24 protein-coding genes and 2 pseudogenes are annotated in these 24793 nt (G+C 68.2%); 19 read left to right on the top strand and 7 right to left on the bottom strand.

Translation table 11 applies throughout. From position 1 onward, the window contains the following. The first annotated feature begins 862 nt into the window (after positions 1-862). From ACZ6R6_RS47775 to ACZ6R6_RS47815, 9 genes are all read left to right on the top strand, one after another. Complete coding sequence (locus ACZ6R6_RS47775; RefSeq protein WP_470104008.1) at positions 863-1855, top strand: ArsR/SmtB family transcription factor; 993 nt, start codon at positions 863-865, stop codon at positions 1853-1855. Between the two features lie 544 nt (positions 1856-2399). Next, the gene (locus tag ACZ6R6_RS47780; protein ID WP_470104010.1) at positions 2400-2795 is read left to right on the top strand and encodes a hypothetical protein; all 396 of its coding nucleotides are present in this window, start codon (positions 2400-2402) and stop codon (positions 2793-2795) included. 50 nt (positions 2796-2845) lie between these two features. Further along, positions 2846-4252: a hypothetical protein gene (locus ACZ6R6_RS47785; protein ID WP_470104011.1), complete on the top strand. Its 1407-nt coding sequence runs from the start codon at positions 2846-2848 to the stop codon at positions 4250-4252. Beyond that, positions 4249-4461, top strand: a complete 213-nt coding sequence (adfB, locus tag ACZ6R6_RS47790) for an actinodefensin-associated protein B (protein WP_470104013.1) — start codon at positions 4249-4251, stop codon at positions 4459-4461. Before ACZ6R6_RS47785 ends, adfB begins: the two co-directional genes overlap by 4 nt. Further along, positions 4451-5227, top strand: coding sequence for a hypothetical protein (locus ACZ6R6_RS47795; RefSeq protein ID WP_470104015.1), 777 nt, complete (start codon positions 4451-4453; stop codon positions 5225-5227). Before adfB ends, ACZ6R6_RS47795 begins: the two co-directional genes overlap by 11 nt. Then, a complete protein-coding gene (locus ACZ6R6_RS47800; protein ID WP_470104017.1) occupies positions 5220-6683 on the top strand; it encodes an alpha/beta hydrolase family protein in 1464 nt (487 codons plus the stop codon). The genes ACZ6R6_RS47795 and ACZ6R6_RS47800 overlap by 8 nt, the downstream gene beginning before the upstream one ends. After that, positions 6671-8488 (top strand): ABC transporter ATP-binding protein, encoded by a 1818-nt coding sequence (locus tag ACZ6R6_RS47805; RefSeq protein WP_470104018.1) that lies wholly within the window; start codon positions 6671-6673, stop codon positions 8486-8488. The genes ACZ6R6_RS47800 and ACZ6R6_RS47805 overlap by 13 nt, the downstream gene beginning before the upstream one ends. A 236-nt stretch (positions 8489-8724) precedes the next feature. Continuing rightward, a complete protein-coding gene (locus ACZ6R6_RS47810) occupies positions 8725-9363 on the top strand; it encodes a Tn3 family transposase (protein ID WP_470104019.1) in 639 nt (212 codons plus the stop codon). A 49-nt stretch (positions 9364-9412) separates the two neighbouring features. After that, the gene (locus tag ACZ6R6_RS47815) at positions 9413-9577 is read left to right on the top strand and encodes a hypothetical protein (protein ID WP_470104020.1); all 165 of its coding nucleotides are present in this window, start codon (positions 9413-9415) and stop codon (positions 9575-9577) included. A 279-nt stretch (positions 9578-9856) separates the two neighbouring features. Here ACZ6R6_RS47815 and ACZ6R6_RS47820 read toward each other — a convergent pair whose 3' ends face one another. Then, positions 9857-11020: a serine hydrolase domain-containing protein gene (locus ACZ6R6_RS47820; RefSeq protein ID WP_470104021.1), complete on the bottom strand. Its 1164-nt coding sequence runs from the start codon at positions 11018-11020 to the stop codon at positions 9857-9859. Further along, positions 11017-13263 carry an MMPL family transporter gene (locus ACZ6R6_RS47825; RefSeq protein WP_470104023.1) on the bottom strand — a complete coding sequence of 749 codons (2247 nt, stop codon included), beginning with the start codon at positions 13261-13263 and terminating at the stop codon, positions 11017-11019. Before ACZ6R6_RS47825 ends, ACZ6R6_RS47820 begins: the two co-directional genes overlap by 4 nt. A 222-nt stretch (positions 13264-13485) precedes the next feature. On the opposite strand from ACZ6R6_RS47825, the gene ACZ6R6_RS47830 reads away from it, so the two are divergent. After that, on the top strand, positions 13486-14661 hold the full coding sequence (locus ACZ6R6_RS47830) for a sensor histidine kinase (protein ID WP_470104024.1): 1176 nt from the start codon (positions 13486-13488) through the stop codon (positions 14659-14661). Continuing rightward, on the top strand, positions 14658-15341 hold the full coding sequence (locus ACZ6R6_RS47835; protein ID WP_470104025.1) for a response regulator: 684 nt from the start codon (positions 14658-14660) through the stop codon (positions 15339-15341). The genes ACZ6R6_RS47830 and ACZ6R6_RS47835 overlap by 4 nt, the downstream gene beginning before the upstream one ends. Before the next feature lie 128 nt (positions 15342-15469). On the opposite strand, the gene ACZ6R6_RS47840 is transcribed toward ACZ6R6_RS47835, so the two are convergent. Continuing rightward, on the bottom strand, positions 15470-15610 hold the full coding sequence (locus ACZ6R6_RS47840) for a hypothetical protein (protein ID WP_470104027.1): 141 nt from the start codon (positions 15608-15610) through the stop codon (positions 15470-15472). Positions 15611-15648: 38 nt separating this feature from the next. On the opposite strand from ACZ6R6_RS47840, the gene ACZ6R6_RS47845 reads away from it, so the two are divergent. Next, positions 15649-15792, top strand: a complete 144-nt coding sequence (locus ACZ6R6_RS47845; protein ID WP_470104028.1) for a hypothetical protein — start codon at positions 15649-15651, stop codon at positions 15790-15792. A 162-nt stretch (positions 15793-15954) separates the two neighbouring features. On the opposite strand, the gene ACZ6R6_RS47850 is transcribed toward ACZ6R6_RS47845, so the two are convergent. Together ACZ6R6_RS47850 and ACZ6R6_RS47855 are read right to left on the bottom strand one after the other, a co-directional pair. Then, positions 15955-16302 (bottom strand): hypothetical protein, encoded by a 348-nt coding sequence (locus ACZ6R6_RS47850; RefSeq protein ID WP_470104030.1) that lies wholly within the window; start codon positions 16300-16302, stop codon positions 15955-15957. A gap of 21 nt (positions 16303-16323) precedes the next feature. Beyond that, positions 16324-17160 carry a class I SAM-dependent methyltransferase gene (locus ACZ6R6_RS47855; protein ID WP_470104032.1) on the bottom strand — a complete coding sequence of 279 codons (837 nt, stop codon included), beginning with the start codon at positions 17158-17160 and terminating at the stop codon, positions 16324-16326. 133 nt (positions 17161-17293) lie between these two features. Here ACZ6R6_RS47855 and ACZ6R6_RS47860 point away from each other — a divergent pair, with 133 nt between their 5' ends. The 5 genes from ACZ6R6_RS47860 (at position 17294) to ACZ6R6_RS47880 (ending at position 21032) form a co-directional block, all read left to right on the top strand. Further along, positions 17294-17785: a recombinase family protein gene (locus tag ACZ6R6_RS47860; RefSeq protein WP_470104033.1), complete on the top strand. Its 492-nt coding sequence runs from the start codon at positions 17294-17296 to the stop codon at positions 17783-17785. 48 nt (positions 17786-17833) lie between these two features. Then, complete coding sequence (locus ACZ6R6_RS47865; protein ID WP_470104035.1) at positions 17834-18004, top strand: hypothetical protein; 171 nt, start codon at positions 17834-17836, stop codon at positions 18002-18004. 212 nt (positions 18005-18216) lie between these two features. After that, entirely contained in the window at positions 18217-18426 is a 210-nt protein-coding gene (locus ACZ6R6_RS47870) for a ferredoxin (protein ID WP_470104036.1), read from the top strand. Beyond that, the gene (locus tag ACZ6R6_RS47875; protein ID WP_470104038.1) at positions 18416-19783 is read left to right on the top strand and encodes an NAD(P)/FAD-dependent oxidoreductase; all 1368 of its coding nucleotides are present in this window, start codon (positions 18416-18418) and stop codon (positions 19781-19783) included. Before ACZ6R6_RS47870 ends, ACZ6R6_RS47875 begins: the two co-directional genes overlap by 11 nt. Positions 19784-19814: 31 nt before the next feature. Beyond that, positions 19815-21032, top strand: a complete 1218-nt coding sequence (locus tag ACZ6R6_RS47880; protein ID WP_470104040.1) for a cytochrome P450 — start codon at positions 19815-19817, stop codon at positions 21030-21032. Positions 21033-21165: 133 nt separating this feature from the next. Here the strand turns inward: ACZ6R6_RS47880 and ACZ6R6_RS47885 are convergent, their stop codons facing one another. Then, positions 21166-21741 (bottom strand): TetR family transcriptional regulator, encoded by a 576-nt coding sequence (locus ACZ6R6_RS47885; protein WP_470104042.1) that lies wholly within the window; start codon positions 21739-21741, stop codon positions 21166-21168. Between the two features lie 73 nt (positions 21742-21814). On the opposite strand from ACZ6R6_RS47885, the gene ACZ6R6_RS47890 reads away from it, so the two are divergent. Continuing rightward, positions 21815-22744 carry an oxidoreductase gene (locus ACZ6R6_RS47890; RefSeq protein ID WP_470104043.1) on the top strand — a complete coding sequence of 310 codons (930 nt, stop codon included), beginning with the start codon at positions 21815-21817 and terminating at the stop codon, positions 22742-22744. A gap of 483 nt (positions 22745-23227) precedes the next feature. Here the strand turns inward: ACZ6R6_RS47890 and ACZ6R6_RS47895 are convergent. Next, positions 23228-23356, bottom strand: a pseudogene (locus ACZ6R6_RS47895) (IS3-like element ISCARN64 family transposase); the annotation flags it as partial. Between the two features lie 901 nt (positions 23357-24257). On the opposite strand from ACZ6R6_RS47895, the pseudogene ACZ6R6_RS47900 reads away from it, so the two are divergent. Further along, positions 24258-24793: pseudogene (locus ACZ6R6_RS47900) on the top strand (IS5 family transposase); the annotation flags it as partial.

The following is a 24793-nucleotide window of genomic DNA, read 5'->3' on the forward strand; positions in this document are numbered from 1 at the left end:
CGAGATCGAGGATCGTCGCGGCCACCCCCGGGGCCAGCGCCGACGTCCCGGAGGCGACGTCACACACGGCCTGGGCCAGGGCGGCGGGCCGGACGCTCGTGCCGGAGCATCGCGGCAGGGCCCGCACCCGTCAGGACAGCGGCGCCGCGATCGCTCCGGCCCTCCCACGAGGAGTCGGTGATCGCCATCGCCTGCATCTGGGCATCGGCCGCTCCATGCTGTATTGGGCGTTGGAAAACGATGACCCGCCCCTCCCGGCCATGCAAGAGCCGGCCACCGCGCCACCCCGCCCCGTTTGCCGCCTCCGAAGCGGCCCCTGACGCGTCTGCACCGGCCCAGCCGCCCGCCACTCCCGCGGCCGCCATAGCTGTTGTACCTGTCCAGGGTGAACAGCGAGTCGCGCAAGGTGCTGGACACGACCAACCCGCCGATGCCGCGGCCGTGCTCACTTCTTTGGTCCCAGGCTGAACACGTGCACCTGGGACAGATGGGCTCCTCGACCGTTGAACGCAGGGGCGTTCGGAGTCGTCCGGAACTGTTCCGGACAGTCTTCGATCTTGTGTCCGCCGGGACCGACGATGACTGTTTATGGCGCCTTCCCCGATCGCAGGGGGTGTCCAGGCCGATGGAGGTTGCGCATGTTTCTTCCGCCTGTCCGACGGAGAACGGACAAACCCGCAGCCACTCCGACACGGATGTCCGACAAGATGTCAGGCATAGGTCCAAACGGTTCGCCGTCGCCCGCCACCCTCCGGCGGCGGGCGCGATCCGGGCCGGGCTGGTCGCGCCCTCACGTGCCGGGGCCTGGATGGACCGGTGCCCCGCGGCTCTCACCGGCCGGCCAGCGCGGAGGGCGGATGTGATGCAGGCGCTTGAGATTCCCGCCGAGGGGCTCAAGCATGTCCGCTTCGGCTGGTCGATGCTGAGCGAGGCCACCCTGTCGTTGTGGGCGGCCACCGGAGGCAACCAGACGCCGTGGATCCGGCGATGGTGGAGCGATGTGCGTGGGCGGCTGACGCCGGGCAGACCGCGCCTGTTGCGCGAGATCATCGGGTTGGGCGGGTACCTGCCGGATTTCCTCCTGCCGGTGGCGGCCGGCGGCTCGTCCTCACTCGACGAGGAATTACACGCACTGGTGACCACACCGACAGGGTCGATCCGGGAGGGGTTGACCTGCGCCATCACGGGTGCGAAGCGAACGGGACTCGTCGGCCCCGCTCTGCCGCTGGCCACTCGCCTGCTGGACGCGCGCGGTGAGGACACCTACCTGGCCACTTTGGCGGATGAGCTGAGGACCTACTGGAAGGCGGCCCTGGCCCCGTATTGGGACGGTCTGCGGGCCGACCTGGAGTTGGAGTTCGATTACCGGGCGCGGCTGCTCGCCGCCGACGGGGTGCATGCGGCCATCGCTGACATGAGCCGGCACCTCGCCTGGAGCGGCGACACTCTCCTCGTCGACATCCCGCCACACGCCCGACTGACCGCCGGCTCGGGGTTGTGGTGTGTCGGCTCGGCCTTCATGAGCGACCGGATTCTCATGAGCAGCCGTCCCGACGACACCGTGGCCATCTACTTCCCCGCCGCCGGAAGAGCCACCACCGCGTCGGAACGGCAGCCGTTCAGGCAGGTATCGCGGGACCTCACGGAACTTCTCGGCGCAACCCGTGCCGCGCTGCTGGCCGACCTCGACATCGCTCACACCACCGCCGACCTCGCCCAGCGCCACAAGCTGGCGGCCGGCACCGTCTCCCATCACCTGGGCATCCTGCACAAAGCGGGGCTTCTTGACCGCAGGCGTGACGGCAAGCATGTGCTGTACCGGCGTAGCCCCCTTGGAAATGCCCTCGCCCGCTGACCGATACCCCAGACCGATGAAATTTTTTAGGCCAGTTGATCTCGTCGATTCGACTCTAGTCAAATCGACGGTCCAGCTGATACTCGACGAGGTCTGATCATTTATGTTGTAATCTCCGGAGATTCGCTCCGGCGAATTCATAAACGCAACCTGAGGAGGTGAAACTTATGATCACGACTTCTATTGTTGACAGGCTGGCTAGTAACAGCCTCCAGCAGCACCTGTTTGCGTCCCAGTCCACCGTGGCTCAAGAATGTGGGCGGGAAGGCAACACGTGTCTCTTCACGTTCGGGTGCTGTGCCGGCCTGTACTGCCGCCTTTGGGTCGGCGGCTCGGCGGACGGTCACTGCCGCCGCGGCTGAGACATTTCCGTCTCGGCTGTCGACGCTAGCCCCTGAGGGGCTTGCGATCCCGACCGCTTAATTAGAAGCCGGGTCGGGCCGCTCATCGAGCGGCCCGACCCGGCGCAATCGAGATGAATTGCACACCAATGCTGCCCGCCTGGAAGGATTGGGCTGCCTGCGCTGTGACTCCAAAACTGGACATGAACGCAAAGGAAGGGGTTTCAGTAATGGTGAGGACGGCGGCGATGGAAGCGCGTGAATTTCTGGAGTCGGTACGGGACGGCGTGGGGATGTACCGGATCGAATCATGGCCACAGGTGATACCGGGTCGCCCGGCGCGGCGGGTCGACGACGTTGTGGCCTCGTTGCGGGTGGAGCAGCGCAACAGTATTGGGTTCTTGAATCCGGTGGAGGACGCGCTGTATGTGACGGCAGGGCTGCGCGGGTTGGGTTTCCCGGCTTCGTTTCACCTAGGCCGGGAAGCGGTGCCGGCGATGCCGCCGGCAGGATTCTACGCCTGGGTGGAATGTGACGGCGAAGTGGTGAGTACATCCCTTCCTGTCAAGGAGACACATCTAGAGGTGTATCGGGCATGAACCGAGTTGAGATAACCAAGCGTGGGGTGCGGTCGAGTGGTCCGGGGACGATGGTTCCCGAGCTGCGAATCGCCAATTCGAAGGATTCGTTTGAATTGGCACTAGAGCTGCCGTCGACGCTGCCGGTGTATTACCGGATCGACCCTTCGGGGTTGGAGTGGGGCGAAGATCTGGCCGCTTTTGCCGGTGGCGCAGCGGTTCCCGGTCCGCAGGCGTGGGATCTGCTCGCCTTGGTGCACGGCAACGTACCGGCGCCGGATGACGCGCTGGGTGTGCCTGGGGTTCAACGGCTGACGGTCGGCACGGTGGTGCGGGTGGACGCCGCTGGGGTGCGGGTAGAGCGGCAGGCGCCACGATTGCCTAGCCCCGAGAGGGGTCTGATCGACGTGGTCGGTGCGGCGCTACCGGATGGCGAGTTCGGGATCGCCTACAGCGGTGGACTTTCCTCGGCGTTCCTGGCAGTGGCGGCGTACCGGACAGGTAAGCGGCCGGTACTGGTGCACGCGGATCTGGGCGCGGCCTTCGCGCACTTGCCGGTGCCCGAGATACCTGGCCTGGAGCTGCGACGGGTGCCGATGGATGTCTCAGAGTTGCTGGACCATCACCCGATTGCCACCGAGTTACCACGACCCCCGACGCCGGAGGTGGAGGGGCGCCGCCGCCTCGTGGCGAAGTTGTCTGCGGCGGTGGAGCTGCCGCTGGCAACCGGGGCACTACTGGAGGACCTGGTCTCGATCCGGTTGCCCGAAGCCGAGATCAGCGACGAGAAGCTCCTCGAATGCGAGCCGTTCCACGTGGCTGGAACCCTGCCCACATTGGCCGAGGCGCGCAGGCTCTTGGAGGGACAGACCGTGTATGCGCCCATGGCCGGTGTGGAGGACCCACCAGAGGAGCAGCAGCCCGGCGCTCAGCCGCCACCGGTGCCGGTGGGAATGAACTTCGTGCCTGGTCTGACCGAAGCAGGCCAGGAGGAATACGGCATCGCGCGACAGTTGTGCCTTCCGCTGTGGGAAGAACACATTAAGTCCCTCCCGCCGGTGTTGGGCAGGGCCGACGCCGCTTTGGCCGAGCGCGGGGGGGCCGGCGCACTGCTGCCGGCCCTCGACTCGCAGGCCCTCGCCGCGGTGGCCGCCCTTTCAGCCGACGACATCGGCCGGATCGAGCGGGGCGTGTTTCGGAACAACCTGCCGCTGTGGCAGGCGATCGACGCGCACGGTGTCACCGGCGTACGGCGGGCGGTGCCCGGTTACTGGCTGCGCCTGGCCGCCGCGGAACATCTGTATGCACAGCGGGACAAGCTGGCGGCGTATGTCGCTGACTCCCCCTTGGCGAAGGCAGGCCTGATCGAGGCTGAGCAGGTCGTCGCGGCACTGCGTGACCCTCGGCAGATGAGCGAGCACGCCCTGGCCCTGCTGCGGTTGGTGTGGACCGACCACTGGATGCGAGGTCAAGCATGAGCACGGTGAAACTGGCGCCCCAGGTAACCCTGACCCGGTTGCCGTACGGCGGCGCGGTTCTGGTGAACGGCGTGAATCTGGCGATCGCCGAGTGCGATGAGCCGCAAACAGTGGCGATCGATGAACTGCTGGCTGGCGGCGTACCGGAAGGGCGGTTGGCCCAGGTCCTGATCGCGGCCGGTTGGGTGGTGCTGAGCGATGCTGGCTGATCTGCTGGTGGCGGTCCTGGCCGGTCCCCTCGTCGTCTCCGGTGTGGCGAAGCTGGCGGCGCCGACCGAGAAACTGTCCTGGCCGATCCGCAGCGGTCCCCTGGCGGCGCCTCACGGTCCGCGGCTGATCGCCGCCGCCGAGTTGGTCGGCGCGGTGCTGCTCATCGTGGTGCCTGGCCGCCTTGCCGCAGTGGGTGGCCTGGTGGCGTACCTGGCGCTGACCAGCGTAGCCCAAGCACTGCGCGGCCAGAAGTGCGCCTGCTTCGGGCTGGCGCGGCTGGCCTCGGTAGGTCGCACCCACGTCCTCATGAACGCCGCCGGCGCGCTGCTGGCAGTCATCGCTCTACTGATGGGCCCCGGCGCCCAGACGGCGTTGCGCGTCGGGTTCGCGGTAGCAGCAACCGTCCTGATCACGGGTGTGGTCTTCGCGGTGGACCGCCGTGCCCGCGCGATCGAAGCAGCAAAGGAAAAACAGATCGTGGAACGCACCGATGCGGTGTACAGCGTACAGCTTTACACCTCCGAGTCCTGCCCATCCTGCCGGGCACTGAAGAAGCTTGTGGCAGGTATGGAACCGGCCCGCCGCGGCGCGGTCGCCGAAACCGTGCTCGGACCCGATGATGCAGCACCCGAAGCGATGGCGGAGATGGGTGTGCCCTGCGCGCAGGGCCTCGACGCCGCCGGCAGACCCGTCGGCGGACCGGTCTCCGGAATCGGCCCAGTCAAGGCTTTGATCAACTCGATCGTGGTTACCGCACATGCTTAACAGCTGGAGGGACAGCTCACCGAACGGCGCGTGGGCGCGGCTGACCGCCCCGACCCAATCCTCGATCTCGCAGGCAAATCCCGCCGTCACGTACTGGCGCGAACTGCAGGTGGACCCGGACCTGGCCGGGCTCGCAGTAGACCGGGCATGGGCGACCCTCATCGAGATCCACACACACAGCACGTCGCCGGGTTGGACCCTACCCCTCACCGACGTGCTGCCCGCACAACTGGCCTGGCACCCCGAACGGCCCCTCGTCGCAGGGCTGGTGGTGCGGGACCGGCACGCCCACCCGTGGGTGGCCGACTACGCCACCCAGACTGTCACGGTGTTCGACCAGATGCGGGCCGCGACCTCCCACGCATGGCCCCCCCATGCCTGGGTAGACGACCGCCTCGTCCTGCTCCTCCCGTCGTCCCCAGCGGCAAAAATCCCGCTGACACACGGAAATCCGGTGGCGCTGGAGGCGACGGGTCCGATGTACGTGAAGTTCCTGCCTACCCTGCCCGAACTCGCCGCTCTCGTCGCTGCCCGGCCCGCGGCGCTGGATCCGGTTACCGGCCAGGCGACCGAACTGACCGACCCACTGGTGATACGGCGTCTGGCCGCCCTGAACGGCGAACTCTATCTGGAGTACGCCGAGGATGACCCCACCTCCGAGGGCGGGCTGTCCTGGTCCAGCCTGACCGTATCGGTGGACGGCTCCGGCTCGCCCCGTCCGGTCGCGGAGGCTCCGCACGAGCCGGCGCCAGGGGAGGCGACACCGGTCCCCGAACCCACCCACCCGACGGGGATCAGTATCGATACCGGGTACCACCAGGCCACGCTCACGTGCCACCCGGGAGCGCCGGCAGCAGTGTTGTGGCTGCGCGATGCCCGCCCTGGAGACCCGGCAACGGCGCCCTCCCTGCTGGATACCGGACACGCGATCGCGAACCTGGACCTGCCGCTGCACTGGCCGGCCGACGCCACAGTGGAATCCCTGCACCCGCAGATCATCGACACGGTGCGCGCCGCAATGGCCACCGTGGACGGTCCGATGCTGGTGGGTGGACACAGCTTCAGCGCCACCCTCGCCCTGTATGCCCTCGCCCATATCCCTGAGCTGCGTGGAGCGATCGTGCACAGCGGCTGCTACAACCGCACCCTCACCCCGACCGGCTGGCAGCACGAGAAACGCCACTTGTGGCAAGCTCCGGACATCTACCGAGCCTTCAGTGCCCTGGAGTTCGCCCACAAGCTGGATCGGCCGGTGCTGTTAGCCCACGGCACCAACGACACCAATCCCGCCACCGCCCCCGAACAATCCGTCGAACTCTACAAAGCCATCGTTGCCAATGGCGGCACCGCCCGCCTACTCCTCCTCCCCGGCGCAGGCCACGTGTTCTACTACGCTGAACACACCGCCTTCCTCAACACCGAGCACCGCAACTGGATCGAGCGGTGGACCCGGTGACGCCCAGGCTCACCGTCCGCGACATGTGCGGGGCGGCGGTACACGCCGTACACATGTCCTGGGTGGCGGACCGGCGCGGTGTCCTCACCGTGGTGGGGCTTCAACTGACCACCGCGGTCGGCCTGGCCAGTGCGTTGCTGTTGTTGCGGGGCATGGTGGACGACGTGATGACCCTCGCCGACGGGGGCGGCGCCGGAGTCGACCTATGGAGGCTGGTGTCTGGGTTGATGGTGCTGGTCGCCCTCGGTGCGGCGGGTGGCATCCTGCAGACGCTCAGTGGGATGCAGCAGCAGATCCTCACAGATCGGGTGGACCGGCACGTTATCTCACTGGTGTTACGTACCGCCGCCCACACCGAGCTGTTGGAATTCGAAGACCCGGACTTCCACGACCGGTTACAGCGCGCGGTACACGCCTCGCGGCGCGAGCCGGCCAAGGTGGTCATGATGCTGGTCGCAATGCTGCAGGCGGCGCTGACCGTGCTGGCCATAGCGGGCGTGTTCATCACCATGGCCTGGTGGTTGCTCCCCCTAGCGACCCTCAGCGCGTTGCCGCTGTTCAAGGCCGCCAAGGACCGACGTAACGCCGTGTACACAATGCATCACTCCCTGGCCGAGAACCACCGCCGCCGCCAGTATTTGGAGCAGCTGCTCACCTGCCGGGAGGAGGCCAAGGAGATCCGGGCCCTGAACCTCGGCACCACCCTCCACACCCGCTGGGACAGCGAATACGCCCAAGAGCTGAACGGCATGGCCCACCTGATCCGCACTTATGCGGGACGCGAGATCCGCGCCAAACTCTTGTCCAGCGCCCTGATCGTCGGTGTCATCGCCTCCGTCTGGGCGTTGGTAAACGCCGGCATGGTGTCCCTTGCCGCCGCCTCCACAGGCCTGGCCGGACTCTGGTTGCTGTCGAGCCGCATGGGAGTGGCCAATCAGATGCTCAACGACGTGGGCCAGTCCCTCTACTTCCTCAAAGACCTGCACAACTTCGCAGCCACAGCCGTCGAGCCACTCCCCGGACTCGCCGAACCTGTACGCCCATTCAAGACGCTGCGTGCGCGCGATCTGACCTTCACGTACCCCGGCGCCGACCGCCCCACGCTCTACGGTATCGATATCTCACTCCACCAAGGCGAAATCATCGCTCTCGTCGGAGCCAACGGCTCCGGGAAGACTACCCTTGCGAAGCTTCTCGCCGGCCTGTACGCGCCCACTGGCGGGACACTGCTCCGCGACGGCCGCTCTGCCACCGACCTGCACCAACTGCGCCACGGCTGCGCCGTGGTGTTCCAGGACTTCGTCCGCTACAAGCTCACCGCCCACGACAACATCGCCTTCGGTCGCGTCGACAACCAACTCCACCACAGCCGCCTCAGACACGCCGCCGAATCCGCTGGCGTCGCCACCCTCTTGGAGAGCCTCCCCGACGGCTACCACACCGTCCTTGGTCGCGAATTCACCGATGGCACCGACCTTTCCGGTGGCCAGTGGCAGAAACTCGCCATCGCCCGCGCCTTCTACCGCGATGCCCCCTTCGTCATCCTCGACGAGCCCACCGCCGCCCTGGACCCCCAAGCCGAAGCCGACCTCTTTGCCCGCATCCGTCATCTCTTCGCTGGCCGCACCGTCCTACTCATCTCTCACCGCTTCTCCAGCGTCCGCAGCGCCGACCGCATCTACGTGCTCGATTCCGGCCGCGTCATCGAGCACGGTACACACACCCAACTCATGCGTGCCCAGGGCCGCTATGCCGACCTTTTCCTCACCCAAGCGGCAGGGTATCTCGACGCCACGCCAGCCTGAGCTTGTTCTTTATCCTGGCAATCCCCTGCTTTTCTATGCGGCGATGGCTGCCGGACGCCTCGCCATGGTGGCCGCCCTCGCCGTGCTGCGGCCCCGCCGGCAGCACGCGCATGGGGACGGGCCGGTGGAATCAGCTGCCGGGGGTCGAGGTTGACTAGGGCCTGTTCTGAGTTCGGATCTTTAGGCGGGGTCAAGGCTTCGGATCCATAGGATGGCGCCTCGTACACGGCGGGCAGGTGCTCTCCACGTACACCCACGTCTCCGATCAGTGGTCGACGTACGGCACGAAGATCATCGTGTCGACTGCGCGGGAGGCGCACTACGTCCTGGACGACTTCCTCGGCAACGCGACCGACCTTCCGGTCGCCGAGCACGCGATCGATTCCCACGGCGCGACCTTGATCAACTTCGCGTTGTTCGACCTGGTCGGCAAGGCGCTCACTCCGCGGTTGCGGGACCTGGCCCGGGTCACCCTGGTGCGGGACGACACCCCGACCGAGATCGCCAAGCGCTACCCGCACGCCGGGCCGCTGCTGGGCGCGCGCTGGAACGAGGACCTGGTGGCCTCCTGCTGGCCGGACCTGCTGCGGATGGCCGGCTCACTGAAGTACGGCCAGGCCAATGTCTCGCTGATCGTCGGCAAATGGTCGGCCGCCTCACGGCAGAACACCCTCGCTGCCGCGCTGAAGGAATGGGGCATCCTGCGCAGGACCGTCCACCTGGCCAAATACCTGTCGGACCCGGCTTTCAGGAGGAAGATCTCCCGCCAGCTGAACAAAGGGGAGAGCCTGCACGCGCTGCGCCGCGACCTGCACTACGCCCAGCAGGGCACCATCACCCGCCCGCACCTGGAGCAGCAGACCGAGCAGGCATGATGCCTGACACTGCTGACCAACTCCGTAGCTGCGCTCCCAGGGCAGGCAGGTGAGCGACGAGATCCTGTCGCCCATCTCCCCCGGCCACAGCGACGACATCAACTTCTTCGGCGTCGTCAACGTCGACGTGGAGGCGGAGCCGGCCAAGCTCGACACCAGCGGCTGGCGTCCGCTGCGCCCTGCTCAGCTGCGCGAGCTGGGACTGACGCTCTGAGGCGTTGCCCCAGACGGGTCCGGCCGACGGGCCTTGCCGTACAGGACGACCCGCTCGTCCGGCATGCGCCGCACCACGGGCAGCGTCCCGAGGGCGGCCGGACCAGCTGGCGGAGAAAGACGCCGCCGACTCGGCGCCCGTGGGTCGGTCAATGGGCTGGCCGGGGCGCGTCGAGACGCAGCTGTTCGGTGAGGGGGAACGCGATGGCGTCGCCTTGCGAGACCTTGTGACGCGCGCTGTCGGGTGCGGCGGCCGCCCGTGGCCGCCGCACCGGAGTGATCAGCGGTTGGCGCAGAGCGCGTTGTCGATCAGGCGGGCCGTGGCCTGGCCTTGGGATGGGGTGCCGGGGTAGGTGGTGCGGGAGACGATCACGCTGGTGCGGCCATCCTCGGTGACGGCGTTGTCGGTGATGAACCCGGGTGTGCCACCGGGATGCGACCATGCCGTGATCCCGCAGCTCAGCCGCTGCTTCGCCATGCCCAGGCCGAATTCCCTGCCGGGCGCGCCGACGGGGACCGTGGTGGTCATCTTCTTGAGCTGGCGTGGCGTCAGGAGCCGGCCGCCCAGCAACGCTCGCCAGAACCTGCCCAGGTCGCCGGTGGTGGTGACGGCCTCGCCCGCCGGGCCGGCCCAGCCGAGGCTGAGCACCGTGGCGCGGAACGGCCGGCCGGTCTTGGCGTCCTCGGTGTAGCTCTGCGGGTGCGGCTTGGGCAGCCGCGAGGCGTCGCCGGGCAGCGTCGTCTCACGTAGCCGCAGCGGCGTGATGATCCGGTGGGTCACCTCATCGCGCCAGGAGTTACCGGTGGCCTTCTCGACGATCATCCCGGCCAGGAGGTAGTTGATGTTGGAGTAGCTCCAGCGGGCGCCGGGAGAGAAGAGCGGGCGCCGGCCCACGCTGAGAGCGACCAGCTTGCGCGGGGACATGCGGAGGAACCGGTAGGCGCGGTAGCCCTGCTCGGTGCGCATCTTCATCTCGATGTCGCCCACGGAGTCGTGCAGGCCGCTGGTGTGCTGAAGCAGGTGCCTGACAGTGATCGCGCGCCCGTCGTTGCCGTTGCCTCGCACCAGTCCGGGCAGCCACCGTTCGACGCTGTCGCCGAGGGACAGGCGGCCCTCCTCCTCCAGCTGCAAGATCACGGTGGCCACGAAGGTCTTCGTGTTGCTGCCCATCCGGAAGTGCCCGTCGAGTGGGATCGGCACGGTACGGCCGCGCACCGCCGTACCGGCTGCCGCGGACAGGTCACCGGCGGGAGAGACCACCCGTGCCTGCACCCCCAGCGTGCCGGCGTCGCGGATCGCGGCCAGATCCCGCTGCAGGGCCGCCCGATCGTAGCCGGACGTGGCGCGGGCCGGGCCCGCCGCGAGTGTGACGACCGTCGCGGCCGTGACCGCTGACGCCACGATCGCGCGGATGCGGTGGTTGATCGGATTCTTCTTCATCATTCTTGCCTCCCGGCAGATGCGACCGCCGTAGCAGTCGGGTGGGACTCAAAAGCAGTCGGGTGGGACTCGAAAGGCCCGGTGCGATGGCCGCCTGCGGCGGGTCGTGGGCGCAGCGGCCACCAGATGGCCCGGCCGAGGAGTGCGGCGAGGGCGGGGACCAGGACCAGTGACACGACGAGCGCGGAGAGCAGGATGCCGAGCGTCATCGCGAAGGCGATCTGCTCGTTGCCCGGGGACGTGACGAGGCCGGCGAAGGAGGCGGCCAGCACCAGGCCGGCCGTGGCGATGGCCGGCGCGGTGTGCCGTACGGCGCGGGCCACGGCGGCGCGGGCCGGGCCCGGTCGCCGCATCTCCTCCCGGATGCGGTCGGTGATGAGGATGTTGTAGTCGGTGCCCAGCGCCACGACGAACAGGAACAGCACGAGCGGAAGCGTGAAGCCGACGCCCGGCTCGCCGAGGGCGTGCTGGAACAGCAGCGCGGCGGCGCCGAGGGTCGCGGCGAAGCCGAGCCCGACGGAGAGCAGCAGGATCACCGGAGCGAGCAGGCTGCGCAGGAGCAGCAGGAGGATCAGCGCGATCAGCGCGGCCGCGACCGGGAACACGATCGTGAGGTCGTGGTCGACCGCGGTCGAGATGTCGGCGACGATGGCCGGCGTCCCGCCCACATGGGCCGTGATCCCGGCAGGTGTGTGCTGGGCGACCGTGGCCCGGATCGGTCCGACGGCCAGGTCGCGGGCCTGCCGGCTCCGCGGGTCCGCGGTCGGGTAGAGGTCGATGCGGGCGGCACGGTGGTCCTTGTTCAGGACGGTCGGTGCGATCTTGCCCACGCCCTTGACCTGGGTGAGCGCCCGGGAGAGGCCGTCGAGCCGGCCGGTGGTGAGAGTGCCGCCGTCGGTGGCGGTGATGAAGACGCTCGTCGGGTCGGACACGCCGGCCGGCAGCGTGCGGGAGATCTCGGCCGCGGTGGCCGCGGCGGGGGTCTGGGCGCCGGAGCCGCCCTGGCCGTAGTCCATGCGGACGCCGATCAGCCCGGCGGCCAGTGCGGCGAGCAGGCCGATGGAGGCGGTCAGCATCATCAGCGGCCGGCGCGTGACCAGCGCGCCCAGGCGGGCGGCCCAGCCCTCACCGGTCTCGGGGCGCAGAGCCGTACGGGAGGGCCAGAACATCTTGCGCCCGGCGGCGGCGAGCAGCGCCGGCAGGAGAGTGAGGCTGCCGACCATCATCACCACGACCGCGACGGCGATCGCGGGGCCCATCGAGCGGAACTGCCCGAAAGTCGCGAGACCGAGCGTGGCGAACGCGGCCACGATGGTCAGCGCCGCCGAGGTGATCGCGGTGCCGACCCGGCCGGAGACCTGCGCGGCCACCTCACGGGCGGACTGCTCAGGCCTGATACGCAGCTGCTCGCGGTAGCGGAACAGCAGGAACAACAGGTAGTCGATGCCGATGCCGAGCAGGACCACGTTGATGAGGCCCGGGGTGCCCGCGTCGAGCTTGAGCCCGGTGAGCATCGCGGCGCCCGCGACGGCTCCCGCCGCCACGAAGCCGATCATGGCGACCGCGAGCAGCGGCAGCAGGGCCGCCAGCACGCTACGGAACACCAGCACGTTGAGCAGGACGATGAGCCCCACGATGAGCCCGCTCCCGACCGTCGTGACGGTCTTGCGGGAGTCGACGGTGTCAACGGTTTCGGCGAGCGCTCCGGTGAAGCCAGTACGCATCCCCGCCTCGGAGAAATGGGTCCTGGCTGAGTCCCGGAAGGTCCGGTAGACGTCCTGGACGCCCTTGTCCCCGCGGTTGCCGATCAGCTCGACGGAGAGCAGTTGGAAGCTCCGGTCGGGCGCCGTCATCGCCGGGGCGATCCGGGGCGTCTGGGAGCGGTCCGGGATCAGGAACCGCTGGGGGCCGTCGTCCTCCCTGGGCATGATCACCCGGCGCTTGGCCAGCTTCGCCGTCTCGGCCTCGACGCGCTGCCGGTCGGCGGCGGTCATGGCCTTGCCGTCGGACCGGGCGACCAGCACGGTCACCGTGGTGGCGTCGGGGTTCACCCCGAACCGCTCCTTGGCGATGCGTAGCGCGGCGGCCGAGTCGTAACTCCGGGGCAGGAAGTCGCCGGCCTGGTTCTGGGTGACGCGGTCGAACAGCATCGGGGTCAAGGCGCTCAGTACGACACCCAGCACCGCCCAGAGGGCGATGACCTTCCATGGGTGTCTGATGGAGTACCCGGTCAGGGCACGGATCACGATCTCCTCCGGCGGACGGCGTCTGCCGGGGGCTCCCGGCCGATATCCAGACCATCAGCCGCAGAAGCGGTAAACCTCCTGGTGGCGGATGATTCGCACCGGGGCCCTGGGGCCTTCCGTCTCCCGGAGACCAGGACCGTGGTCCTGGTCCCGGCCGGGCCATCGCCGCCGCTGTGCAATCCTGTTCCGGGGGGCCGTAAGGCCGGATACGGGGGAACACCATTGTCGAGCAACGCCCGGGAGCTGCCGTGGGCCCGCAGCGACGCGCTCGTCGCCGGCGGAGCCTGCGCGATGAACCTGCTCAGCTACGCGTTCTTCAACGCCCCCGACGGCCGGCACGCCGTGAGCGTGGCGGGGTTCCTCTTCGTCGCGCTGGCGGCCCTGCCATTGCTCGCCCGGCGCCGCCATCCGGTGGCGGCGCTCGCCGTCATCCTGGTGCTCGATACCGCGGCCACCCTGATCGTGCCCCTGCCCAGGCATTTCGGCGCCGTCCTGGTGGTCGCCCTGTACGCGGTCGCCAGGGCCCGCCCCGGCCTGGTCACGGCGGTCGCGGCCGTCGCGACGGTGGCGCTGACCCTGCTGAGCCAGAACATCGGCCACGTCCCGACCTGGCAGGACGCCGTCGTCCCGCCCCTCACCACCCTGATCGTCGTCGGCACCGCCATGGCGGTCAACCGCTGGCAGGCGGAGGTGGCGGCCAACCGCAGACTCCTCGCCGACCGCGCGGTGGCCGACGAGCGGCGCCGTATCGCACGGGAGTTGCACGACATCGTGGCCCACCACATCACCACCATGCAGCTGATGGCCGGCGGCGCCCGCGCCAACGTCGCGGAACCGGAGGTGGTCAGGGAGGCCCTGGTCACCCTGGAGTCCTCCGGGCGGCTCGCGCTGCGCGAAATGCGCCAGCTCCTCGACGTGCTGCGGGACGGCGACGAGCCGGAGACCACGCCCGCCCAGCCCCAGCCGGGCGCCGACGACCTCGGCCGCCTGGTCGAGGAGTCCCGCCTGGCCGGACTGCCGACGGACTTCGGCGTCCACGGGCAGCGGCGGCCGTTGCCGCCGACCGTCGGCCTCACGGTGTTCAGAATCGCCCAGGAGGCTCTCACCAACGCCCGCAAGCACGCGGGGCCGGCGCGCGCGTCCGTGCGGCTGACGTACGGTCAGGACCGGGTCACCATCGAGGTGCGAGACGATGGCGGCGGCATACCGCCGCGGGAGGACGCGGCGCCGGCGGCAGGATACGGCCTGATCGGCATGCGCGAACGCGTCGCCCTGCACGGTGGCACACTCACCGCGGGCCCGCAGCCGGACGGCGGGTTCGCCGTGCTGGCCGAGCTGCCGCTGGCCACGGACGAGGCCGCCGAGGCGGCCGTCCAGCACGAGAAGGCGCGCCGATGATCAAGGTCCTGATCGTCGACGATCAGTTGCTGGTACGGCGCGGCCTGTCGCTGATCCTTTCCCCCGATCCGTCCTTCGAGGTGGTGGGAGAGGCCGAGGACGGCGCGCAGGCCGTCACCCTCGCCCACGAGCTGCGCCCCGACGTCGTGGTGATGGACATCCGGATGCCCGTCCTCGACGGCGTCGCCGCGACCAGGGAACTCGCCGCGACGCTGCCCGGCAGCCGGGTCCTGGCACTCAGCACCTTCGACATGGACGAGTACCTCGTGGGCGCCCTGCGAGCCGGAGCCTACGGGTTCCTGCCCAAGGACAGCTCCCCGGAGGAACTGAGCGCGGCGATCCGCACCGTCCACGCCGGCGACGCCGCCGTCGCGCCGCGCCTGCTCACCCGGCTGATCTCCACCTACGTACGGGCGCCCCACGGCACCCGGCCGAACCCCACGGGCCTGGGCGAACTCACGCCCCGCGAGGTCGAGGTATGGCGCCTGATGGCCACCGGCCTGGACAACACCGAGATCGCCCGCGTCCTCGACCTCAGCCTGTCCACCGTCAAGAACTACATCACCAGCATCTTCGACAAGCTCTCCGTCCGCGACCGCGCCCAGGCGGTCATCGTGGCCTACGAGTCTGGGCTGGTCACAGCCCGGGTGGCAGCCGAGGGCGACGAGCAGACGGGTTAATCCCTGAACTCCTGACGGGAGGCCCGTTCCGAGCTGAAAATCGGTGTGGTCGCCCGCCGACGTCGTTCCTCTATGGTCCGGTCGAGGCCGTGGGTTAGTCGGACGCCGAGAGCCGCGCTGTGGGCCCTTCACTGTGCTTCGAGCACCATGACCACCCGGCTGACCCCGAGCGCGTGCGGATGATCGGCCATGCCCACGATCGATCGGGGCATCGTGGAGTAGGACTGCACTTCCTGCAGCCGCCGTCCGGGCTTGTCCTCATCGGGCACGCGCCCAGACCCTCGAGACGGCACCGGCCACGATGGCGGTGGCCGACACCTACGGGCTCGACGGCCCCATCGGGCAACGGCTGGCCAAGACGGCGGCGTTCCTGGAACGCGTCAGCCTGGACATCATCGAGTCCGCCGATCGTTGGCGCTACCTCCTGGCCCGACAGGACTCAGCCACCTGAGGAGCCCGCCTGACGCGTCCTTCATCACCGGCCTCCCCAGGGCACCGTCGACGGCAAGCCATGTACGGGGCAGACCAAGTACGAGCAACTGCACGGTCCCGGCCTCCAGGAGTGCGAGCAGGCCCTCGCGGCTGATGCGGTCCATCCCCATCATCTCCGGACTCAACGCGCGACCGCGGCGCCCGCGCGGGCCTGCAGCGCGTCCAGCACGTCGACATGCTCCGCCGGCACCGTCACCTCCAGGGCCAGGCTGCCGTCGGCGATGATGAGGGTGAAGGTGAAGAAGGAGCAGCAGCTGTTCTCCCGGGCCGTCAGTTCCGCGGCCCGGGCAGCGTTGTCCGGGCTGAAGACGAGTTCCAGCCGCAGCCGGGTACCCTCCGACCGCGCCACGCCCTGCACCGCGTCGGCGAACAAGGCGTCGAACTCGGCCACGCGCAGCGGCTGCTCGGCGGTCGGCAGAGTGCAGGCGGAGGGTGCCCAACCCAGGTCAAGGGCGATGTCGTTGGTCATACCTCGACGGTAAACCTGTGCCTAGGTACCGAATGCAAGCCCCTGATAGGCGTAGCGCCAACATCCGGTCCGATCCTCCCCGAAGGCCTGGGCTACGGCTCGCGGTGGCGACGCGCGAGATGAACAGTGACGTCGGCGATCATCTCGACCGTCTCGGGCAGAACCCGCATGATCCGGCTGAACACCTGCTCGCGCTCCGCGTCCGGTAAGACGAGATAAGCCGAGATGGTCGAGATGGCCGATGTAGTCGTCAGCGGTCAGCGTAAAGCGGCGTTCGATCACGGCTTGCTGGACGTCGGTGAACCACTCAGACCGTTGAAGCTCCGTGCCTGGCCACTGCATCTCCGCCTCCGGAGGCGTCCCATCCGGGGATGGAACGTCATCTCTTGCCAGGAACGGTGATCGTGCCGCGCGGACAGTTTGCGCCACAGCCAGGTCGGCCAGCTCGATCGGCCCGCCGAACGAGGCGAACACGCCGCCCGGCTCCACCAGCGAAGCCATCCGTGACCACCGATCCTCCGGGTTCGTCCAATGCAACGCCGCAGCCGCGTAGACCAGGCCGTATCTCTTGCCCGGCCGTAGATCCTCGAATGCGGCTTGCACAGTCCTGAGGTGTGTCGGCACGTGCTTGCGCAGCTCCGTGAGCATGGCCCTATCGGGCTCGGTCGCGGTCACCGCGACCCCTCGTTCGGCGAACAGGCGGGTTGCCTTGCCTGTCCCAGCGCCGATTTCGAGGGCGGTCCTGACCGGCTGGGCGGCGTACGCCATCACCATGTCGAAAAGCTCCACGGGATACCCCGGCCGGAACCGTTCGTAGGTTTCCGCCATCACTCCGAAGCTCAGCGCGCGCCCAGACATGCCGAGCATGGTAGTCCCGAAAACGCTCGAATACGGGACGGTCGCGATCTTGATGGAGGGTCCCCCGGTCGAGGTGTCCCGAAAGCTGTCCCGAAACCAAGGCTGGAGCGTTGAGTTTCGGGACGATTCCAGGATGCAGTCCGCCCCGCAGCCGCCCGCCGCCTACACCAACACCGTCCGGATCGGGTACGCCCGCGTTTCCGGACGAGCGCAAGACCATCAGATGCAGCTGGACGCGCTCGCGGCGGCCAACTGTCGAGAGGTGATCGTGGAGACCGCGAGCACCCGCAGCGCCCGCCCGAAGCTGCGTGCCACCTTGGACACGCTGAAGGCGGGCGACACGCTGGTGATCTACAAGCCGGACCGGATCGCCCGATCGATGAAGGAACTCCTCGTGCTCCTGGAGGACGAATTACACGCCCGCGACGCCAACCTGGAGATCCTCACCGGGATCTGCGCCGGACTGCACCGCCCGAACGGGCAGACCATCGCCGACAAGATGCTGTTCATGGTCGCCGCCATGGCCGCCGAGATGGAACGCGACCTCATCCACGAACGCACTGTGGACGGCCTGGCCGCCGCGAACGCCCAAGGCCGTTACGGCGGCCGGCAGGTACAGGCGTGACGCTGCTTGATGAGGTCGCGGCGCCAGCGCAGCACCGTGTCTGGGCGGATGAGGAGTCGCAGCCGGCGGGGCGCGACGGAGCTCGGGTCCGCGCTGCTGTCGCGGTTCTACGCGGTGCACAGCCGGTTCCCGACCGGCCGCGCCGAGATCCCGGTCAGGCCGTCGCCTATGTCGCCCGCCTGGTGGAACGTGCCCGCCGCCGAGCTCGGGTCCCGGTGAGAACCGTTGCGGTCACGATGGGCAGTTCGGTGCGCGTGGCCTGGGCGCTGGTCTGAGCTTGGGGACACACATGTAGGACGACGTGTGCGCACGGACAGTGAGCTGTCCAGTGCCGCCTGTCGGACAATTATCAGATTTATCCCTAAATATCCGATTCTCTTTGGCGCTGCTCTGGACAGGAACAAGGGTGAGGCGACGGAAGGAGTGGTGGGATGCGGATCGTTGTGGACCTCACCCGCTGTCAGGGCTATGCGCAGTGCGTCTTCCTCGCTCCGGAGGTGTTCCGCCTACACGGGGAGGAGGCACTGCTGTATGACCCGGCCGTCCCCGACGATCAGCTGGAGCGCGTGCGCCAGGCCGCGGCGGCGTGCCCGGTCCAGGCCATCCTCCTCGGCGAGGAGGTGAGCACCGGTGGCCGATGACCTGCGCGAGGGCCGGATCCTCATCATCGGCGCGTCGCTGGCCGGACTACGAGCCGCCGAGACGCTGCGCGAGGAGGGCTTCACCGGCTCACTGACCGTGGTGGGAGATGAACCCCATCCGCCCTACGACAGGCCGCCGCTGTCCAAACAGGTGCTGCTCGGCCAGGCGGCGGCGGACGCCACCGGGCTGCCGATGCGCCGGGACCCGGACGCCGACTGGCGGCTGGGGGTGCCGGCCACCGGTCTGGACCCCCTGGGAAAACGCGTGGTACTGGCTGACGGTGAGTTGTTGCCCTTCGACCGGTTGCTGATCGCGACCGGGACCCGGGCGCGGCCCTGGCCCAACCCAGAGGAGGCCGCCCTGGACGGGGTATTCACCTTGCGCACCTGCGACGACGCCGCACGACTGGCCGAACGGCTGGCTGCCGGGCCACAGCGGGTACTGGTGATCGGCGGCGGCTTCACCGGCTCGGAGATCGCCTCCGCCTGCCGGGAACGGGGCCTGGAGGTCACGGTCGCCGAACGCGGCCCCGCACCCCTGGTGGGCGCGCTCGGCGGAACGTTGTCGAAGCTTGCCGCCAGGATGCAGCGAGCGCACGGGGTGGATCTGCGCTGCGAGGCGACGGTCACCGCTCTGCGCGGGGACGGGAACGGCCGGTTCACCGGTGCGGACCTGTCCGACGGTAGCCACGTCGCCGCGGACGTGTGCGTCGTCGCGTTGGGAGCGGTCCGCAACGTCGATTGGCTGAGGCACTCCGGGCTGGCAGCGGGCCCGCGCGGGATCGCCTGCGACGCCGGGTGCCGGGCCTTCACCATGTACGGGATCGTCACCGATGACGTCTTCGTCGCCGGTGACGTCTCCCGCTTCCCGCACCCGCTGTTCGAGTACCAGATGCTCTCCTTGGAGCACTGGGGAAACGCTGTCGCGCAGGCCGAGGTGGCGGCCTACAACATGGTCAATCCGGGACCGTTGCGACGTCCCCACCTTGCACTCCCGACGTTCTGGTCGAGCCAGTTCGGGCTCAACATCAAATCCGTGGGCGTCCCCACTTTCTCCGACCAGATCGTCCTTGCGCAGGGCTCGCTGGAGGAGCGTCGTCTGGCGATGGTGTACGGCTACCGGGGCCGAGTCACCGCCGCGGTCACCGTCAACATGGCCAAGTCGCTCGAATACTACCAGCACCTGATCGAGACTGCCGCCCCGTTCCCGCCCGTGCCCGGCGCGGCAGACCGTCCGATCGCGGCCGACATCCCGCTTCCCTCCGATGTGCCGGATCCGAAGGGGCTTTCCCATGGCCCCATCGTCGCGCTCACCGGTCATCTGCCGGACCGCCGGCTGACCGTGGTGCATGGCTGATCCTTCCGTCCGTCCACGAGGAGCTGAGATCATGACCGCCGACACCCTGTTGGAACGGATCACCGACTACGCCAGCCGTCCCAATCCCTATCCCCTGTACGCCGAACTCCGCGACGCCGGTCCCGTGGTGCGGCAGACAGACGGCAGTTACCTGATCGGCTCCTACCACGAGATCACCGCCCTGCTCCATGACCCGCGGATCAGTGCCGTTCCCCGCAGCCGTCCGGTCCCACCTCCTGGGCTGTCCGAGGAAGCGCCACAGCTCCCCTTCTTGCGGCTCGACGACCCTGAGCACCACAGGCTGCGAACCTTGGCCATGCGACCGTTCGGCCCGCCGCACAGCCCCGGCCGGGTCGATGCCATGCGCGGCCAGATCGCCGAACTCACCGAGGAACTGGTTGAGGCGCTCCAAGGCCGCACCCAGATCGATATCGTCGACGACTTCGCCTATCCGCTGCCCGTCACGGTCATCTGTCGGCTGCTCGGCGTTCCACGCGAGGACGAGCCACTGTTTCGGCAATGGTCCGACGCGATCGTCGCCTCCGCCGACGTCACGCCCGGAGAGGACACCACCGAGCGGGACCGGGTCGGTCAACAGGCCCGGATCGAGATGGGCCGGTACCTGGTGGACCTTGCCGAGCGGCGCCGCGGCCGTCCCGGTGACGAGATGCTCGCCGCCTTCATCAACGAACCGGATCCGGCCATGCGGCTCAGCCGTGAGGAACTGGCGGAAACCGCTGTACTGCTGCTCATCGCGGGACACGAGACCACGGTCAACCTGATCACCAACGGGGTACTCACCCTGATGCGCCACCCCGACCAACTCGACCGGCTGCGCCGCGACCTCGGCCTGCTGCCCAGCGCGGTGGAGGAACTGCTGCGCTATGAGCCTCCGGTGCACATGCGCGAGCGCATCCCTCTCGCCGACATCGACGTCGCCGGCTCCACCATCCCCAAAGGCACCTCCCTCGTACTTGCGCTCGCCTCAGGCAACCGCGACCCCAAAAGATTCCACGAACCCAACCGGTTCGACCCCACCCGCCCGGACAACCAGCACCTCGGCTTCGGCAGCGGCATCCATCTGTGCTACGGCGCACCGCTTGCCCGGATCGAAGCCCACATGGCACTCGGCGCGCTGATCCCCCGCCTCAGCACCGCAACCCTGGCCCAGGACCCCCCGCCCTACCGGCAGAACGCCATGCTGCGCGGACCCCGCCACCTCCCCATCGAGGTGCACCAGCCTGCCTGACACCGCGCGAGCCAGCCTCCGTGCTCACGCCCGGGCAGACCGCCGACTGCCCGCGGTTCGTCACCGTCCTGAACAAGATCCGCGTCCCCGCTCCGATCGGCCGGCCTCATGCCTTCTCTACTCTGAACAGCTCCTAGAGGTCCTCCAGTCCGGCGAGATCACACGCCCGCGCCAGCAGCTCCGGCAGGTTCTCTGAGCCTCCGGAGTCGACCCAGGAGACTAAAGCAGCGTCGAGAGCGGCGAAGGCGATCCCGGCGATCATCCCGAAACGCAGGTCCGCCGGGCCGCTTCCACGGCCGGAGAGCTCGGCCGCGGCCTCGCCGCGCCACTCGAACTGCCGGTCCAGGTAGCGGGCGCGCAGAGCGGAGGTGTTCAGGATCATCCTGGTGAGCGCGAGCGACTTCTCGGGGAACGCACAGTAGGTCCCCACCATCCCGTCGAGCGCGTGCCGCATCGAGACCCCGGGCGGCTCGTCGGGCGGGCGGGCGGCCAGAGCCGCGATGGTGTGCTCGCCGACGGCGGTGAGCACTTCGACGATGACGTCTTCCTTGGAGCGGAAATAGCGGAAGAAGGTGCGCCGGGAGACTCCGGCGGCCTCCACGATCTGCTCGACCGTCGTCTCCTCGTAGCCGTTGCGCGCGATTAGCCGGGCCGCAGCGTGTGAAAGCTCGTCCTTGACCAACTGACGCTTGCGTTCGAGGAGACTCACCGGGACATGATAGCCCAGAATGACACGGCGAGCATTTCTTGACACTCTGTGCCATTGGGCGCACTCTGGGCCCATGAATCGTTGGACAGTTGCCGACGTACCCGACCTAACGAACAAAACCGTCATCGTGACCGGGGCGAACAGCGGCCTCGGCTACGTCAGCACGAGGGAGTTGGCACGCAGAGGCGCCCGGGTGATCATGGCCGTACGCGACGAGCGCAAGGGACACAAGGCCCTCGCCGAACTGCAGGAGCAGGTGCCGCAGGCGGACCTCGACCTGCGCCTGATCGACCTGGCCGACCTGGACTCGGTGCGCGCGTTCGCCAGCGGGATCCAGGAGCGGATCGACGTCCTGATGAACAACGCGGGCGTGATGATGCCGCCGCGCACCCTGACCAAACAGGGCTTCGAACTGCAGTTCGGAGCCAACCATCTGGGCCACTTCGCCCTGACAGGGCTCCTGCTGGAGCGCCTGGCCGACGACGGCCGGGTCGTCACCGTCAGCTCGGACCTGCACCGGCGCGGCCGCATCATCTTCGACGACCTGTACGGCGAGCGCAGCTACTCCCCCCTCAAACACTACGCGCAGTCGAAGTACGCCAACGTGCTGTTCGGCCTGGAGCTCGACCGGCGCCTGCGCACAGCCGGATCGAAGATCAGAAGCGTGCTGGCCCACCCCGGCTACTCGGCCACCAACCTCCAAACCAGCGGCCCCACGGGAGTGATCGCCCTGGGGGGCCGGATCGCCAACCGGCTGTTCGCGCAGAGCGTCGACATGGGCGTGCTCAATCAGCTCCACGCGGCCGTCGCCCCTGACGTCGAGGGCGGCCAGTTCATCGGCCCGCACCGGGGTATACGCGGCTACCCCGTCGTGACCCAGCCCGTCGCCTCCGCCATGGACCCGGAGCTGGCCCGGCGCCTGTGGACCCTGTCGGAGAAGCTCACCCAGGTGAGCCCTCCAATCAGCGCCCTGAAGGTCCCCCCACGAAAGACCGACGACTAGTGCCTGTACGGACTTCGGATCTTCAGGCGGGTTGGAGGCCACGGATCCACAAGATGCTGCGGAGCAATGCCCAGAACCTGTGGATCGGCTCGGGGCGCACCCTCCCGAGTGATCGATTCGAAGGTCACCGAGCAGGCCGACGTTGGCGCGTCGGCTGGGAGGTCACACCCATGCTCACCGTAGTCAATGCCGACGGCACGACATCGAATTCCGGAGCACGCGGGCGTCCTTCTTTATCCCACACCAGCAGGGCCCGGGTCAGCCTCCGCCCTTTCAGCACGGCCAGTCTCCGACCATGAGCGGCGGTGACAGCCGAACGCCCCCTCAACCACACCGGCCTGTAACCAGAGATCCCGAAGTCACACATCCGGCGATGATCCCAGGCAACGACGCCAGGAGATCAAGCCCTTGTGAGTGACCTCAGCCATGGCATCGATGAGGACTGAGCTTGCTCCGCTTTGACGGACACCTTTGGTGTGGTGGTCAGGCCGCGGACACGGCCTCGTAGACGGCAGGGCTAACGTAGCCCAGGCTGCTGTGCAGCCGGTGCAGGTTGTACCAGCCCTCGATGAACTCGAAAATCGCACCACGGGCGGCGGCCCGGCTGGGCCACGACCGCCCATCCACGGCATCATCTCCGATTCCACCCCGTAGGACTGGTCCTCGCTCGACTCGACATTCGCCGAGCACCCCTTGAGCATCAGATGCCCTTCAGGATGTAGCAGGCCGATCCACCGGCGCAACGCCTCTCTTGTAGGTGAGGAGCCTTTAGTCCATATAAATGATCTTGAAACTCGGCCGAACGCCTTTACAATGTAGATTAATAACTCTGAGGCATCAGCGCTCATGCGAGCAGCCCCTTGAAGCCCGTCCACGGAAACCAGTTACACGTCGACTTACCTTGTCTCCACCGCAGGAGATCGCCGCGCACGCACCAGGCCGATGGCCGATGGTTAAGCTCCAGCGTCTGGGACGGCGTCCAACCACCGTTGGACCATGTGCCGGCCGCCGGTGAGGTGTCTGAGCTGGATGAACACCCCGGCATCCACACCTTGCGCCTGCAGATGATCGGCGATGAGCGCGAGTGGGCTACCCCCTGGGATCAGGAGGTCTCCCCCAGAGCTCCTCAACCTGGCGTCCTCCTCCCGAAGGTGGCCTCAGCCGCCAACTAGCGACGCGGTCCTGTTCGCGGAGGCGCCGAGCTGGGGTTTGCTTCTCAGCCGTGCGTTTTCTCAGAAGTCGTGACTGTCTCCGCTTCCGAGAACACGATCTTCTCTGAAGTCGGCTGACCTGCGCGGATCGGCTTACTTTGGGGCTAGGTTCTGTTTTGTGGATCATTGAACGTTGAGTGCGGGCCTCGCTGATTCTTCGCGCTGCGCGCGGTCCGTGCTCGGGCTGTGGCTTTTGGGGCTGTGCCCCGAACCCCAGGTGAGGGGCCTACCGGCCCCTCACACTCCCCGGCCGTTGGCCGGTTTTCCAGACGAAACCACGATGATGTGACTCGATAGAGCACATGATCCGCCACCACGAACTCACCGATGACGCCTGGGCACGCATCGAACCCCTGCTACCGGCCAACCCCGGACGCGGTGACCGCTGGCGCGATCACCGCCAGGTACTCAACGGCATCGTCTGGAAGATCCGCACCGGCGCCGACTGGCGCGACATCCCGGAACGGTATGGCCCCTGGCAGACCATCTACCAGCGCTTCCGCCGCTGGTCAGCCGACGGCACCTTCGCCCGGCTCCTGGAGCACGTCCAGGTTCACGACGACGCCATCGGCCAGGTCGACTGGTCGGTGATCTGCGTGGACTCCACCATCGTGCGCGCCCACCAGCACGCGGCCGGTGCCCGTAAAGGGGGAACCGCGATGGGACGCTCGGGCAGCAACCAGCCCAGATCGATCAGGGCCGACAGGCGCTCGGGCGCTCGCGCGGCGGACTGACCACCAAGATCCACCTGGCCGTCGACGGACGCGGCCTGCCCCTGGCCTCTGTGGTCACCGCCGGCAACGTCAACGACTGCACCCAGTTCGCCACCGTGCTGGAG

The sequence above is a fragment of the Streptosporangium sp. NPDC048886 genome (genome assembly GCF_055586905.1).